This window comes from Halococcus saccharolyticus DSM 5350, from assembly GCF_000336915.1.
Taxonomy (GTDB): Archaea; Halobacteriota; Halobacteria; order Halobacteriales; family Halococcaceae; genus Halococcus; species Halococcus saccharolyticus.
In genome coordinates, this window is record NZ_AOMD01000021.1 from 108,908 (window position 1) to 123,567 (window position 14,660).

Here is a 14,660-nt window from a genome sequence, read left to right on the forward strand (position 1 = left end):
AACTCAGACCGCGTCTCGCTCGCTGTCTCGGTCGCGCTCTCCACCACTCTCGTCCCGGTACCGGGCGGCGTAAACGTACAGTCCGATACCGACGCCGGCAAGTAGAACGACGAGCGCGACGTACTCCATGACGAGCCCACCCTTGCGAATGGGGCCGGCGATGATGATGCCCCGTCCAAGGTCGACGAGCGGGCCGCTGCCCTCGCGTGCGCCCTGCTGGAGCGCGGTTGCGAACCGCTTGGCGTAGGGGAGTGCGCCGCCGGTGGAGGTGAATCCGTAGAGACCGGCGGCGAGACAGACCGCGAGCAGTCCCGCGAGACCGCCATACTGCTTCCAGCGCTGCATCACGCACCCACCCCCGCGGGGGCTTCGCGTTCCTCGCGGGTCGCGCCCGGAACGAGATCTGGGCGAACCGACGCGAGGAACTGGACGATGAACCCAGTCAGGAGACCTTCGACGACGGCGACGCCGAGGTTGATCCCGACCATGCCGGCGACGGCGATGGTGAGATCGGAGCGGGGCAGTGCGCTGCCGTTGACGCCGCTGATCACGATGATCGCGCCCATGAGGATCGCACCCGTCGAGAGCCCGATGGTGGCCGCGCTCGCGCTCGCGGGGAAGACGTCCCAGTCCATGCGCATCAGGGTACGGAAGGCGTAGTAGGCGACGATCGCCTCGCTGGCATTGATAAGAACGTTCGCGCCGAGCAGACCGACTGCCCCGTGACCGAGCGCCGCCGAGAAGACATTGACCACGAATGCGATGAGTGTTCCCAATAACGGTCCGGCGAGGATCCCGACGAGTCCAGTGAGATTCATGTGGACGCCACCCCACACCGGGATATTGAGTTGAAAGACCGCGAAACTCGCCGCCGCGCCGATGCCGGCGAGTGCGATCTGATTGGTCTTGATGCCACCCTTGCGGACGCGATACGTGACGGCCCCGAGCAAGGCGATCCCGAGGACGGTCCAGAGGACGAGCGCCCATAGCGGGAACGAGCCTTCGCCGAGATGGATGTGTGCCATACAGAATGTTAATCTGGAAGGTTAGAATAATAATCTTGCGTATTTTGGCCATCCGAGTTAGCAACGTCAGTCGGTGATCATCGATCGGGCGAGCGATTGCAGAGCTCGTTGTGTGGTACCGAAGCAATATCCGAGCCTGTTCCTACTCACACCCGTACATCCTGTTGTGGCGGGCCGCAATCGACTTGAACCGACGGTCGATGGGTGTCCTATGGACGAGTACGCCGCAACAAATCGTCGGAACTGGGACGAGCGCGCGGCCCGCCATCCCGACACCGACTTCTACGATATCGAGGGATTTCTGGCGGGGGAGTCGAGCCTCTATCCTCTCGAACGTAAAGAGTTCGTCCCGTTCGTCGAACGCGAGTCCCCCAGCCTGCTCCATCTCCAGTGTCATTTCGGATTGGACACGCTCTCGCTGGCCCGTGCGGGCGCGAGCGACGTGGTTGGCGTGGATTTCTCGTCGGTGGCGATCGACCAGGCCCGCGACCTCGCGATGGAGGCGGGGCTCGCCGACACGACGGCGTTCGTCGAGGCCGACGTGCTCGATCTAGAGCTCGATCAGAGGTTCGACGCCGTTTACACCTCTTACGGTGTGCTCGCCTGGCTTTCGGATCTCGACGCATGGGCGTCCACCGTGGCCCGTCACCTCCGCCCAGGCGGGACGTTCTATCTCGCCGAGAACCATCCCGTTGCTGACGTTTTCGAACATGTCGGCGGCGACACCGCCGAACTCGCCTATCCGTACTTCGCCGACGAGCCGGTGATGTTCGACGCTCAGGGAAGCTACGCCGATCTCGACGCCGAGTTCGAACACACCGAGCAGTACCAGTTCACACACTCGCTTGGTGAGATCGTGACCGCGCTCACGGAGCGCGGCCTCCGGATCGAGTTCCTCCACGAGTTCCCGTGGGCGACGTGGCGGATGTACGAGGGAATGATCGAGGACGACGATGGTCGGTGGTGGCTCTCAGACGACGTGCCCATCGAACTGCCGCTGACGTTCTCACTGAAGGCGACGAAGCCGGGAACGAGCGCGACGTAGCACTCAGTCGTCCACGCTTGTGATCCAACCGACGCTTTTCGAACGCCGTCGGAAGTCAGTCCGCAGTGCTCTCGACTTTCGCGCCGCCGAGCCGCCGGTCGAGGAAGTCGTCGAGCAGCTGGTACGTCCGGATCTTTTGATCGATGTCGGAGGAGCCGTGACCCTCCTCGCCGAGCTCCTCGTACTCGTAATCGCCACCCTCACCCTCGTCGAAGCCGAGGTCGTCGAGCGCCTCCCGAAAGATGCGAGCCTGGGAAACCGGCACGCGGCGGTCGTTCACGCCGTGGACCATCAAGATCGGGGCCGAGAGGTTTGCGGCGTGGTTGACGGGGCTGCGCTCGTCGTAAATTTCAGGACTCTCCTCGGGCGTGCCGAGGTTTTTCTCCATCAGTTCGGTCCGGAAGTGCGGCATCGTGTTCTCGTACATGTCCTCCAGATCTGTGAGTCCGACCGACGCGATGCCGGCGTCGTACAGCTCGGGATACATCGTCATCTGACAGTAGGCGCTGTAACCGCCGTAGGAGCCGCCGTAGACCGCCACACGGTCGTCGTCGATCCAGTCGTACTCCGAGACGAGTCGGGTCGCCGCCGCGATATCGGCCTGCTCGCCACCACCCCAATCGTCGTACAGGAGTCGGACGAACTCGCGGCCATAGTGGGCCGAGCCGCGGTAGTTGACCTGGAGCACGCTGTAGCCGCGCTTGAGCAGAAACTGGGTTCGGGGATCGAAGCGTTTCAAATCCGCCCCGCGCGGGCCGCCGTGGGGATTGACGATCAACGGTGAGGGGCGCTCGCCCGAATCGTAGAGCAGTGCGCCGATCTCCAGGGTCTCGTTGTCGCCGGTCCACGCGGCGGCCGGCCCGGATTCGGTGTCGCCAGTGCTCTCGAAGGTGAAATACTCCGCATCGGCGAATCCATCGGGGTCGAACCCGCCGTACTCCGCTGCGAGGAGAGTCTCGTGCTCGTCCGTGGCGAGATCGTACGCCAGCAGTTCGGGCCGCCGGTCGGACGTGGTGTGCATCACGAGCACCCGATCATCGTCGAGCACTGCCTCGCCAGGGAACGTCGCAACACCCTCCGGGAGGTCGAGTTCGTGCGCATCGCCGGTTTCGCGGTCGTACACCAGCGGCATCACCGCCGCCTCGCGGACTCGAAGCGCGAGAAAGCGCTCGCCGTCGGGCAGAAAGCAGACCGGCATCTCGTCGGCTGTGAGGTCTCCGTACCACGTCACGTCGTCGCTCGCCTCACGGGCCGTTTCACTCCCCGTTCGGCCGCCCGAGGCGCGCAGGGCCTCGCTCCCCAGATCGTACACCCCACATCGGCCGAAGTTCTCGGTGTTGTCGGTGACGAGCAGCGACTCGCCGTCGGGGCTCCAGTCGCTGGGGGCACATTCCGCACCCGTCTCGCCGAGAGCGAGGTTCCGGGCGTTCGACCCGTCGGCCTCGGCGACGTAGACGTCCATGTTCTCGAAGTCGTCGGACTCGTTGGTGGCGTAGGCGATCCGCTCGCAGTCGGGCGAGAGCAGGCCGGCGGCGGCCGCACGGTCGTAGTCGGTGAGCTTCGTGGTCTCGCCGGCCGAGAGGTCGTGGCGATAGAGGTTCATCTGGCCGTCGCGGGTCGCACCTAGTAAAAGCGTCTCGCCGTCCTCGCCCACGTCGGCGAGGGATATCTGGCCGTCCATCTCGACGACAGGTTCGGTCTCGCCTGCTGTGGGTCCACTCACATCGATGGCGTGGATGTCGTTTTGCTCGTTACCGTCCTCGTCGAGGTGGAAGAACACCCGTTCGCCGTCGGCGCTCCACTCGACGCCCCACCGGGCGTTGCGTGGCACCTCGCCGTGGCTGACTTGATGGCGGTCGCCGGTTTCGACATCGAGAACGTGGAGTTCGTTGCGGCCCGATTCGTCGTAGTAGAACGCGACACGATCGCCGTCCTCCGAGGCGGTCGGATGGTGGAAGCTCGGGAGACTGGCGAGAGCTTCGAGCACGTCGTCGGGGTTGGACATCGTCCGTTCGTGACTCTGTGCCGTGGTAAAAGCTTCCAGAATGTTTCTTCGGTTGCAGAGCTAACAAAAATGCAGCCCTGAACGCGACTCGATCCCTGATCAGTCGTCGGCGCTTGCGGTCGCGCCCTCGCGGAGTGCTCGTGCGTCGATCTCGCCGTCGTCGAGTTTGCGCTCGACCTTCCGGGTGGCCTCGACCATGTTCGCCATCTTACCGTAGGCTACCTCGCGTGGGAGGAGTTTCACGCCGCAGTCGGGGCTCACGGTCAAGCGCTCCGGTGGCACGATCTCGAGGCCTTTCTCGATGTTCGCCTCGATTGCCTCGACGGATTCGACCTCGGCGACGTGGACGTCGGTCACGCCGAGCGCGAGATCGAGGTCGAACTCCGGCTCTTTGAACACGTCGAGCTGTTCGTAGTCGCCGTTGGCGAGTTCGACGTCGAACTCGTCGATCGGGAACTCGAGGATTTCGGGGTAGATCCGGGAGTAATCGCCGTAACAGACGTGGAGGCCGATCCGGACGTCTTCGGGCAGCCCGGCGACGATCCGATCGAGACAGTCGCCCACGATCGCGTGGTCGTCGGGCGTCGTAGCGAGCGCGGGCTCGTCGATCTGGATGTAGCGCGCGCCCGCTTCGACCAGCTTGCCGATCTCCTCGTTCACGAGGTCCGCGAGGTCGAGCGCGAGCGCGCGGTCGTCGTCGTAGACCTCGTTGAAACACCAGCTCGCAAGGGTATACGGTCCGGTTATCGGGACTTTGACGGGTTTGGTCGCGACGTCGTTGGTGAACTCGAACTCCTCGACAAGCCACGAGTCGTCGTACGCGACCTCCTCGACGACCGAGGGCTTGTCGAAGTAGTTGTGACCCCAGACTTTGACGGGTCCGTTGAACTCGTAGCCCTCGATCCGCTCGGCGAAGAACTCCACCATCTCGTTTCTGCGCATCTCGCCGTCGACCACGGCGTCGAGGCCGGCGCGCTCGTGCTCGTGGGTGATGAGCCGCGAAGCGTCGTCGGTCGCCTCTTCCCAGTTCGCGTCGTCGAAGTCGTCGGACTCCTCGTAGCGCTCGCGCACGCGGTCGAGCCACTTCGGTTTGGGATAGCTCCCGACCACGGTCGAGAGGATGAACTGTTCGTTCGGGTGGTCGTCCGGCCGGAACTGCTCACGAGTCATGCGTTCACCTCCTCGTCGGCGTCAGCACCAGCGAGTGCGACGCCCTCCGCGAGCGATGCGAGCTTCGCCTTCGCCTTGTTCACCGGCAGGTAGAACAGCTCGGTGTTCGTGGTGGCGTAGACCGTCTCGAACTCCGCCGCGGGGACGTTTTCGGTGACCCACTCGATCCGCTCGGCGATCGTCTCGCCGTCCTCGACGTTGGTGTTCTGGCCGTCGGCGAGGCCCAGTGCGATCCCCGCTTTCGTGCCGTACTCGTTGATGTTGTAGAGGTTCTCCTCGTGGTTCGTCACGAAGTCGTACCCCACGGCGTCGATGTCGGCGTCGAGCAGGTGGGCGTGGACCTTCTCCTCCAGCGCGCCCCAGTAGGTCTGGACCACGACGTCGGCATCGGTCGCGCCCGCCACCCGATCGATCGCGTCGCTCGCACGCTCGTCGAGACCGTCTTCGGGCGGGTTCGTGACCAGCGACGGTTCGAGCACGAACAGCGTCTCGCAGTCGGGGAACGCTCGGATCTCGCCCGTGAGGAACTCCGCGATCGCGTCGAGGAATGCCGACCGATCGCCGTAGAACTCGTCCGTCGCAAGATCCGAGAGAGAGTACGGACCCGGAACGACCGCCTGGCGCGCCTCGGCCACACCGTCGAGCGCCGCGAGCGCGTCGAGGTCGTCCGCGAGGTCGCCGTCGAAGGTCAACTCGCCGGTGACCGCCGGCTCGCGGTAGAAGTTGTTGTTGTCGTAATACCGGACGATCCCACGCGTTTCGACTGCGTCGTGGACGCAGAGCGGGTGAGCGAGCATGTCGTCCCACCGGAGCTGGCCCTCTACCACGCGATCGAGGCCGGCAGTCGCCTGCCAGTCGGTGACTTCCGCACGTGCCTCGTCGTAAGCGCCGGCGATGTCGCCAGTCTCTTCGCCATCGATCAGATCCTCCTTCTGGTGGCCTTTCAGGCTTCCGAGGCGATCCTTCGCCCAGTCGGGCAGCGGAAACACACCCGGCGTCGTTGCCACAAATTCGCTCATACCCGCTCCACGGAATGACGACGCTTAATATTTGCTACTCCGTTTGATGCACCACAGTAATCGTTGCTTTGGCCGATGGTCGAAAGGGGCACCGACTCGTCACAGCGTCTCGGAAGATAATCAACGTAACAAACAGGATCGATGACCAGTGACGGTTCTCGTTGGTAAGGGTGGGGTTCGGCCGGATCGGACCCGTTGTTCGTATGAGTCTAGCTCTAAGCTGTCGAGAGGTCCGAAAATTGAGGTCTACAGGCGCTTCCAACCGTTTCAGAATCTGATCAGTTACCGACATCGATGGTTCATCTGACAACTGTTGGCATGCGCAGAACGATGGGATCGTCTGCCGAGGCACCACTCTTGCTTTAGCAGCCATGTTTTCCTTCTTTTATTCTCCCGCCGGATCCTACGTCGTAGGGAGGAGGGGAGAGAATTCGGGAGGGTTCACAGATGAGTTCCTGCAGCACTCCATCTGTTGTGAGCCTCTGGCATCACTTGTGACGCTCTCCCCTTGCTCCTCGTATCGTACTCGAAACCCACAAGCGAGGAGAGACTCAAACATGGTTGAAGACAGGGTAGATGTCGTTGAGAGTCGCTTAGTCCAGTGCACCGACTGTGGGAGTGTCCATCCGGCCACGCTCTCCAGCGACGGCGACGAACTGGTTCCAGATGCGGGGCGAGCGTGCAGCACCTGTCGGAACGACGAGTTCGTTCAGGTGGTGATCGATGTCGAGTAGGACACCACCTGAGAAGGCTGCGTATCCTGCTGGATCCGTTTCTGTATGATAGAGGCCGCTGCGAACGAGTGGCCGACAACTACAATCCTGTTGACATCCCACAACGAGTCGTACGCAAGGGGAATGAGGTGATTCACGATGGGGACCACTCAGAAGATGGCGGCTGAACCAACCGAAACCATGCGCAAGTACGAGCGAAACTGCACAGCCGAGCTGTTCGTCCGATCGTTGGCACCGACAGGGGCACATCCACAGCAAGAACGAGTCCTCGACCGAATCGAAGCGCTCCAGCAGGAAGGACAGATCGCGTCGGCGAGCGTTACCGTGTGGGGCAACGGGATCGCGCCGGAGTCGGCAACCGCCCGGACCGAGACCGGCCAGGTGATCCTCGAGACGGTCGCCGAGTTCACCCGGTGGGCGTCCCGGAACGACCGCTCGTTTCCGTCGGCGTTCGACGAACGCGAGCGCACCTCGATGATCGACGGCGATCATCGGACGATGATCCCGTTTCCGACGATGTGTCTCGCTATTCGTGACGGCGACGAACTCCAGTGTGTCGCGCCGTGTTCGGGTGACGGATTGACACATTCGGTTCACGACTGCCTCAACGAACTCGGTGTGGATGAGCAGGAATCTTCCGTCCACGATTGGGAATCGGGGCGAAATGGGCGCGGATAGAGGTGATCCTGGACCTGGTTCGGTACTCAACGGGTATATCCCTGCACAAGGGCGGGGTTGGCTGCCAGTCAGTCCTCGCTTCGCGATGAGAACGAACGGACGACGAGCGAACTGAGTCGATCTCGCGAAACGACAGCTCTCGGTGGTGAATCACCTGCTGGCGTCGAACACGATATTCATCCCCGATCAGGACGTCCTCACGTGAGGGGCCTGGGAACTCATGTGACTCCTCTTTCCTCTCTGTACTTTTTGGATGAGGGGATGGATGAGTCCGAACCCCATGATCTCAGCGACGAGCCGAACTTCGTGAAGACGGCGGTCGGTGGGGTCTTTCCCGGTCCGTGATCGGTCTTGCTGTTCTCCGCTATCAGTAGAATTGTCTATATTCTTGCTACAGGAACCTCTCAGAGACGTTTGTGTGGTTTCAAGGGAGAGGATCGGATCAAGGAGCGGTGGGGTGAGGAAGTTGATGCCACGCAACGACCGCTTCCCTGATCCTACATGCGTGTTTGCACCGTCTGCCGATAATCATTTGTCATGAGCTCCCATGCATGTGATATAGAGGAGCGAGCCAATACAGTTCGCTATCAGTCGGGGTTCCCTGCACTGGCGTGACGAAGCAGTGGTGAAGATATTTCTCGGCACTCAACCGCGACGAAGGGAGCACCGACTCGCAGAGTACTGCCAGGCGAAGATTTGGGACAATGGTTATCGTTTCGACGACTCTCCACATGGTGTCATGGGTCCCACACACGTTCTCGGATATCGTCGAAGAAGGCGTTCGTGCAGTTGAACACGCCGCCGAGATTCACGTCGATCATGCGCTGCCAGTCCTCGCGGGTCATGTTCGAGAACGTCTTGTCGACCGTGATCCCGGCGTTGTTCACGAGGACGTCGACCGGGCTAGCCAGCTCGTGAACACGATCACGCATGGTCTCGACCTCGGCCGGATCGGAAACGTCGGCCTGGAGCGGGATGGCGGTCCCACCGTCATCCTCGATCGCCTTCGCCGTATCGTAGGCGGCCTCCGACGAGCGATAGTTCGCGATCACGGTCGCTCCCTGCCGTCCAAGTTCTTCCGCGATTCCCCGCCCGATTCCCCTCGATACACCCGTGACGACGCACGTTTGGTTCGAATTCAGCTGTTGGGTTGTGGCTAGAGCGTCGGAAGCGACTATCCGATCTGCCCTTCCCTATCGGTCTCGTCGTGACCGGGCTGGTACGTAGCTTCGTGCTACCCTCAGCGTTCCTTCCCCGCTGCGCTCTGTCACAAGCGACAAACCCGCACTGGAAAATCACAAACCCTGACATCCGAGGGAGTTATTTGTACCAGCAGCACCACAGTGTCACTGGCTCGGTCGCCGAGTCAGTCACAGACACACTCTGTGCTGGTAGTTGGTGACTGAGAACGCGAGTTCGTGACGACACCTGCCAGAATCGGACGGGTTCGGTATCAAAGGCAGCAAGATCGGTCAACAACCGACGCTATAGCACCAGTCCACGAGAGCCCTGGCGAGTGCTCTGGGCCGCGGATTTCGTTCGCAAACCGCTGCGCGGTAATGACTGAATCGGATGGCCTACTCGTTCCACAGTCCCTCCGGGTGTCGGTTTCGAATCTCGCTGATTTCGACGGTGTAGTCCTGGACGGCCGCTTGTGGTGAGCGAACGTCGTAGGCTCCGACGAGTTGGACGCCGTCGTCGTTCGCTTCGGTGACGAGTTCTGCGAGTCTGGTTTCGAACTCGTCTCTATCCATCGGATCGCTTCGCTGCCTGCGTGGTGGTACCATGAGTGGCTGCCTCCGGTACGAAGGTGTGCCCGAACAGGGAGGCGATTTCACGATGCAAAGGGGGTCGGTGGATACCCACCTCGACAGCGTGAAAGAACGCATGTCGCTGTTGGGAACGTACTCCGCACTCGTATGAATGAGGGACACAGGCATACGTCTTTGTGGTTTATCTGTGATGGGCTTCGTGTGGAGAGATGGTTACAGAAGAAACAAATATCCGATTCGCCAAAATACATCGATCAACAGCGCTCTCGTGCCCGTATTGGTGGGACAGCGACTACATGATCAAATACAAACCAGGTTCTTGTGCACCCTGTTATACGTGACTATTCGTCCAACTGGAAGGTTTCGGCGAGAATCCCGCGCAATCCGCGCTGGAGTCGACGCGAATACGCTTGTCTGCTGATCCCGACCTCTTCGGCGAGTTCAGTCAGCGAACTCTCGCGTGGCACCGTGAAGTACCCCTGTTCGAACGCCAGCGCGAGCGCTTCGTATTGTTTTGGGGTGAGTCCATACGAATCGATCTCGGTCTCCGTAGGGTTGTGATACACCTGGGTGATTTCGATCGGAATGTCGCGGTCGAGACACTCGCGCTGGAAGGCTTCGAGCACCCCCGTATTGTGCGCGCGGATCTGGAACCGCCACTCGGTCGCGGTCCCCTCGGCTTCCTCGACGAGGATGTCGTTGTCCCTGAAGACACCCAAGAGACCGTCGAGTTCGGCGTCATCGGTCCACTCGATATGATATAACGTCTTGGTCACTGAGCCATCGAGATCGGTGAGCGACGCCACGTGTGGGTCGGATCGAACCTGTCGTTCGAACGCTGCGGCGTCGTAGCCCGCCCCCACCCAGAAGTACGGCAGGAGATGGTTGCCGATCGGGACGAATTGTGTCAGTTCGATGCGCGCGCTCGGGTGACTGAGAACCTCACCGAGGGAGAATTCATCGCTCGGGATCGCGAGGCCAGCGATTGTCGTCATGGCTCGTGTGTGGACACCTCGGTGTGAGAGACGGCGAAACGGCTACGGTGGGTAGCTCTCAGTTGTGACTCCTCGTGGGTGCTGGCTATTAGGCGTTATTGGTGCGAAATTGACGTCACCGAAGTAAAAGCGGCTGCCTCAAACTGTGGAGTGACTCTCGCTGGAAAGTTGAGCGTTTCTCGGCAAATGATGGTGATACCCCCCAACTGATTACTCAATCGGTGGTGTCGAGACTGTTGTCGAGATGGTTGGCGAGGCCGCGGCGCAACCGCTCGGAAGCGGCCTGATCCGAAATGTCGAACTCCGCGGCGAGTTCCGCGAGACTCACTTCGCGCGGGATGGCGAAGTAACCGCGATTGACCGCAGCGGTGAGGAGATCGCGTTGTTTGCTGGTCGCCCCGTATCGATCCCGGGCTCGTTCACCCGAGGTTGAGGCCTTCTTCAGCTGGGTGAGGCTGAACCCCCATCCACGATCGCGACAGCACTCACGGAGCTCGGCGAGAGCCGCACGGTCGGGCAGACACATTCGCACCTCCCAGTCGTTCGGCCGTCGTGTCGCGGCGAGCAACACTGCACTCTCGGTGGCCCACTCCCAGTACAGCGAGTGCTCCCGGGGAATTTCCAGTTGATAGCGGCGCTCGTCCGCGGCTTCGACACCGAGTCGCTCGACACTCCTGACTGTTTCGTCGGCAGCGAGCGCGTCTTCGAACTCGTCGAGTGCCGTGCCCCTGGCCCTGATCGTCAGCAGCGTTCCCGTGTCGTCGACCGCGAGTTCCTGTTCGACTTCGACGGTCGTGTCGCGGACACGCTGGACCGTCTGACGGAGTAACGGTGCGTCGAGGCGGAACGTCACGAGCAGGCTCGCCTCCTTGGTCGATATTGACGGCTTCTCTCCCTCCCCCTCAACTCCCCCTTCTCTATGAGCCTTTCTGCTCATGGCGTCTGTTATACTGTACCGAGGACAGTATTCGTGGTCGGTGCACATGCACCCCCGTAAAGCCAGAATCGAACCAGTGCTGGAGAGTTTATCCCTCGTTCCATTATTTCTCTTAGATTTGTCCAGAATGAGTGGAATAGAGGGAAAATGAAGCAAACAACGGTGGAAAATGAATAATAACTGAGGCCGCGATGATCAGTTACCGTCTTCGTCGCTCTACTCGCCGTCTGACGGTAGCACTTCACTGAGCACGTTGCGTAGCCCTCGCTGGAGTCGGCGCGAATACGCCTGGCGACTGATCCCGATCTCTTCGGCGAGTTCGGTCAGCGTGATCTCGCGCGGCACCGCGAAGTACCCTCGCTCGAACGCCAGCGTAACCGCCTCGCGCTGCTTTCTCGTCAAACGGTGTGACGGTCCGTCAGCCTCTTCGGGATTGTGATGGACGCGCGTAATGTCGATCGGGACCTCTTTATCGTGACATGCTTCTTGGAAGGTCGACAACGCCGCTTGATCGTGCGCGCGGAGGTGGAACTCCCACTCCTCGGCCGTCCCAGAAGCCTCCTCGACGATCAGATCACGGTTCATGAGCACACCGAGCAGGCCGTCGATCTCCTCGGCCCATTCGAGGTGGTAAAGCGTCCTGCCGACCCCCCCCCGTCCAGCGGCGTGAGGCTCGCAACGCGCGAGTCGTCGCGCACCGCCCGTTCGAACAACTCTCGATTGACGCCGTCGTCGACCCAGAAGTACGGGAGCAACGCTTCACCCATCGTCACGAACTGTGTCACCTCGACGCGGGCACCGCCGTAGCCGAGCACCTCACCCAGCACGAAGGCATCTCCCGGGACGGTGAACTGTGCGATGAGGGTCATTGGAGCGTCGAGGTCGTGTTGCGGTCTCGCCGTTGCGGAGCCAGGCTGGTTCGTATCAGGCGGTCGTGCCAGCGACTATGACATCGTCTCCATCTGGTACAACGTTTCCAGCACATACGTGCTATAGCACACAGCTTGTACGCCACTCCTGTAATAACTACCAGTTCACATGCACCCATACTAATATAGATGATCTGGGTGTACGACACGTATCTAACCGGCCAGTATTTATCAATACAAACACCGTTAGGAGAGTCAGCGAGGTGTACGCGGGTGCGGAGTCTACTCCTCGGGACCGCGGAGCATGCTACTCAGTCCGTCACCACCGAGCGTGTTCAGAAGGAGCCCCCGCAGGCCACGGTTCAACCGGCGGGAGTAGGCTTGTCGGCTGATTCCGACCTTCTCGGCGAGCTCTGTCAGCGATGCCTCACGAGGAACGTCGAAATACCCGCTTTCGAGCGCCACTGTCACCGCCTCATGCTGTTTGGGAGTGAGTTCGAAGCGGTTGCCGTCGGGATCGTCGGGGTTGTCGATGACCCGCCGAATTTCGATTGTAATGCCCTTCTCGATGCAGTCGTTTTGAAACTTCGAGAGTGCGTCGCGACTCGCGCCTCGCAGTCGGAACAACCAGGTACTGTTGGTGCCGACGCCGCGCTCGACCATGATTTCGTGATCGGCGAGCGCAGCGAGCAGTCCATCGATGCCTTGCGTCCACTCGATCCGGTAGAGGGTGTGTCCGACGACGCCGTCGAGCGCAGTGAGCTCCTCGACCCGCGGATCGTTTCGGACGTCCGCTTCCAAGGCGTCGGTCCCGTCGTCCTCGACCCAAAAATACGGGGCGAGCGTCCTGTCGATCGGGACGAACTGGGTGAGGTCGACGCGCAGGTCGTGATCGGTGTGGAGGACCTCACCGAGTTCGAACTGATCGGCCTCGACCGCGACGGTCGCGATCACGCTCATGCTGACACCTTCCCCGGCTCGTCGAGAGCGATTCGCTCGTGTTCGCCGAGTTCGTTCACGGTCATGGTGAAACTCCGTCGCCAAGCCTTTTTCTTATTGTGAGGAGCCGGCAACGGAGACCACCCAGTTGATGGAGAGAGCCACGTACCGGTCATCACGATAGTTGATATCGGAGTGTTGCCCACCATTGGATCTGGTCGTCGGATATAAAAACGATTTGAACAGTTTCCCGACATATATCAATACACCAGGTGCATCTGGCGGGGTATTTATGATCGCTGGCAGGTTGGGGGTTGACCGGGATGCTGAGACTGCTGGACGGCAGCCGACCTACCAGTTGAGCGGTCTGTGAGAGCTACCGATCCAAATGAGTGCACGAGTAGCCGTATCCTCGAATGAGATGCTATTAGCACTGCTCAGGGCATCACCGATTCTCAGTGTTGCAGCCGAGTACACTGCTTGTCCGCGGGTCGTCGTGCGCCAGTCAGCCGATCTCTCCGATCGAAAACGTTCTTGACGGGCATTGCCAGTCATGTTCTCCAACTATCCACTACTCCGGGCAACCATATCGGTGAGAAACCCGATGTACTACTGCCAGGGCTGCGGAGCGGTCGTGACTGATATGTATGCACGAGTATGCGCACCGCCGGATATTCACCGTGTCCGGGTATGTCCGGAGTGCGACGACAAAGCCCGTGATGGGGCCGACGTCCGGGAAACCTACTGTCCCCGGTATTACAATGATTAACCCGATCACTCACTCACCAACAGTATCTCGTCGCTCGTCGGGCGTCGCCGAGATGAGTAGCGCGCGCTTCGCGCTGCCAGCCATGGTGATTCTTCCACGAGCGTGCGGATGACGGGAGGTAGCAAGACGGTCTGTGAGCATTGCGGCCGACAAATCGATTGGGACGGGACAGCAGCAACGAGTATTCCGTCAGCAGTGCTCTATCGCTGCCCACACTGCTCGCGATGGACCGAATCCCTACCAGAGACGGATCAATGACATCTTTTCCGGCAATAATTGGGGGAAAGGTTCATGCGACAGCACTGAGTATTCACCTATTCAAGTAGAGATATGATGAACTCACAGTGTCCCCTGTGCAGCGAAGCGGTGAGCGAATCGTCACATCCGCGCCACCGAATCATCCTCGAAGACGAGAGCTCTTCCGCCCCGAACCGCAGATCTGAGCTCAGACTCTGTGCGGAGTGCTGGGAGACACTCTACTCAGCACCCTCTTCTGTTCACATTCCCGCCTAGGATTGCATCGGGAACGGATCTGTCTCGCTGTCAACTTCTCTTGAGACCACCTTGATTTATGAGCCACCACACTGACCGGCTCCGCACAACTTCGTTTGGACGCCGATGAAAGGGAAAGAGATGCCACATGGGGGAGAACCGAGTATCGACAAGAGCCGTCTACTCCGGTGCGGAAAGTGCGGTGTGCTCC

The 14,660-nt window shown here is 60.7% G+C and carries 15 protein-coding genes and 1 pseudogene; 4 read left to right on the forward strand and 12 right to left on the reverse strand.

Annotated features, from left to right (window positions below):
* Positions 1-3: 3 nt before the first annotated feature.
* Positions 4-345 (reverse strand): hypothetical protein, encoded by a 342-nt coding sequence (locus tag C449_RS08800; RefSeq protein WP_049913990.1) that lies wholly within the window; start codon positions 343-345, stop codon positions 4-6.
* Positions 345-1,025 carry an energy-coupling factor ABC transporter permease gene (locus C449_RS08805; protein ID WP_006077643.1) on the reverse strand — a complete coding sequence of 227 codons (681 nt, stop codon included), beginning with the start codon at positions 1,023-1,025 and terminating at the stop codon, positions 345-347. The genes C449_RS08800 and C449_RS08805 overlap by 1 nt, the downstream gene beginning before the upstream one ends.
* Positions 1,026-1,236: 211 nt before the next feature.
* On the opposite strand from C449_RS08805, the gene C449_RS08810 reads away from it, so the two are divergent.
* Positions 1,237-2,070 carry a class I SAM-dependent methyltransferase gene (locus C449_RS08810; RefSeq protein WP_006077644.1) on the forward strand — a complete coding sequence of 278 codons (834 nt, stop codon included), beginning with the start codon at positions 1,237-1,239 and terminating at the stop codon, positions 2,068-2,070.
* A 55-nt stretch (positions 2,071-2,125) separates the two neighbouring features.
* Here the strand turns inward: C449_RS08810 and C449_RS08815 are convergent, their stop codons facing one another.
* The 3 genes from C449_RS08815 to C449_RS08825 form a co-directional block, all read right to left on the reverse strand.
* Positions 2,126-4,075, reverse strand: coding sequence for a S9 family peptidase (locus C449_RS08815; protein WP_006077645.1), 1,950 nt, complete (start codon positions 4,073-4,075; stop codon positions 2,126-2,128).
* Between the two features lie 99 nt (positions 4,076-4,174).
* On the reverse strand, positions 4,175-5,245 hold the full coding sequence (locus C449_RS08820) for a methionine synthase (RefSeq protein ID WP_006077646.1): 1,071 nt from the start codon (positions 5,243-5,245) through the stop codon (positions 4,175-4,177).
* Positions 5,242-6,264 (reverse strand): 5-methyltetrahydropteroyltriglutamate--homocysteine methyltransferase, encoded by a 1,023-nt coding sequence (locus C449_RS08825; protein WP_006077647.1) that lies wholly within the window; start codon positions 6,262-6,264, stop codon positions 5,242-5,244. The genes C449_RS08820 and C449_RS08825 overlap by 4 nt, the downstream gene beginning before the upstream one ends.
* Positions 6,265-6,821: 557 nt before the next feature.
* Between C449_RS08825 and C449_RS18110 the strand changes: the two genes are divergently transcribed.
* Positions 6,822-6,998, forward strand: coding sequence for a hypothetical protein (locus C449_RS18110; protein WP_161606448.1), 177 nt, complete (start codon positions 6,822-6,824; stop codon positions 6,996-6,998).
* Between the two features lie 156 nt (positions 6,999-7,154).
* Positions 7,155-7,676 (forward strand): HTH domain-containing protein, encoded by a 522-nt coding sequence (locus C449_RS08830; RefSeq protein WP_006077648.1) that lies wholly within the window; start codon positions 7,155-7,157, stop codon positions 7,674-7,676.
* Positions 7,677-8,431: 755 nt separating this feature from the next.
* On the opposite strand, the pseudogene C449_RS08835 reads toward C449_RS08830, so the two are convergent.
* From C449_RS08835 to C449_RS08860, 7 genes and pseudogenes are all read right to left on the reverse strand, one after another.
* Positions 8,432-8,818, reverse strand: a pseudogene (locus C449_RS08835) (SDR family NAD(P)-dependent oxidoreductase); the annotation flags it as partial.
* A gap of 435 nt (positions 8,819-9,253) precedes the next feature.
* The gene (locus C449_RS17815; protein WP_152415688.1) at positions 9,254-9,463 is read right to left on the reverse strand and encodes a hypothetical protein; all 210 of its coding nucleotides are present in this window, start codon (positions 9,461-9,463) and stop codon (positions 9,254-9,256) included.
* A 326-nt stretch (positions 9,464-9,789) separates the two neighbouring features.
* Positions 9,790-10,443: a helix-turn-helix domain-containing protein gene (locus C449_RS08840; RefSeq protein WP_006077650.1), complete on the reverse strand. Its 654-nt coding sequence runs from the start codon at positions 10,441-10,443 to the stop codon at positions 9,790-9,792.
* A gap of 214 nt (positions 10,444-10,657) precedes the next feature.
* Entirely contained in the window at positions 10,658-11,380 is a 723-nt protein-coding gene (locus C449_RS08845; RefSeq protein WP_161606450.1) for a helix-turn-helix domain-containing protein, read from the reverse strand.
* 216 nt (positions 11,381-11,596) lie between these two features.
* Positions 11,597-11,965 carry a helix-turn-helix domain-containing protein gene (locus tag C449_RS08850; protein WP_006077652.1) on the reverse strand — a complete coding sequence of 123 codons (369 nt, stop codon included), beginning with the start codon at positions 11,963-11,965 and terminating at the stop codon, positions 11,597-11,599.
* Positions 11,962-12,249, reverse strand: coding sequence for a hypothetical protein (locus C449_RS08855; protein WP_006077653.1), 288 nt, complete (start codon positions 12,247-12,249; stop codon positions 11,962-11,964). The genes C449_RS08850 and C449_RS08855 overlap by 4 nt, the downstream gene beginning before the upstream one ends.
* A gap of 282 nt (positions 12,250-12,531) precedes the next feature.
* On the reverse strand, positions 12,532-13,209 hold the full coding sequence (locus tag C449_RS08860; protein ID WP_006077654.1) for a helix-turn-helix domain-containing protein: 678 nt from the start codon (positions 13,207-13,209) through the stop codon (positions 12,532-12,534).
* Between the two features lie 583 nt (positions 13,210-13,792).
* Between C449_RS08860 and C449_RS19060 the strand changes: the two genes are divergently transcribed.
* Positions 13,793-13,957 carry a DUF7563 family protein gene (locus C449_RS19060; RefSeq protein WP_449271584.1) on the forward strand — a complete coding sequence of 55 codons (165 nt, stop codon included), beginning with the start codon at positions 13,793-13,795 and terminating at the stop codon, positions 13,955-13,957.
* The last annotated feature ends 703 nt before the right edge of the window (positions 13,958-14,660 follow it).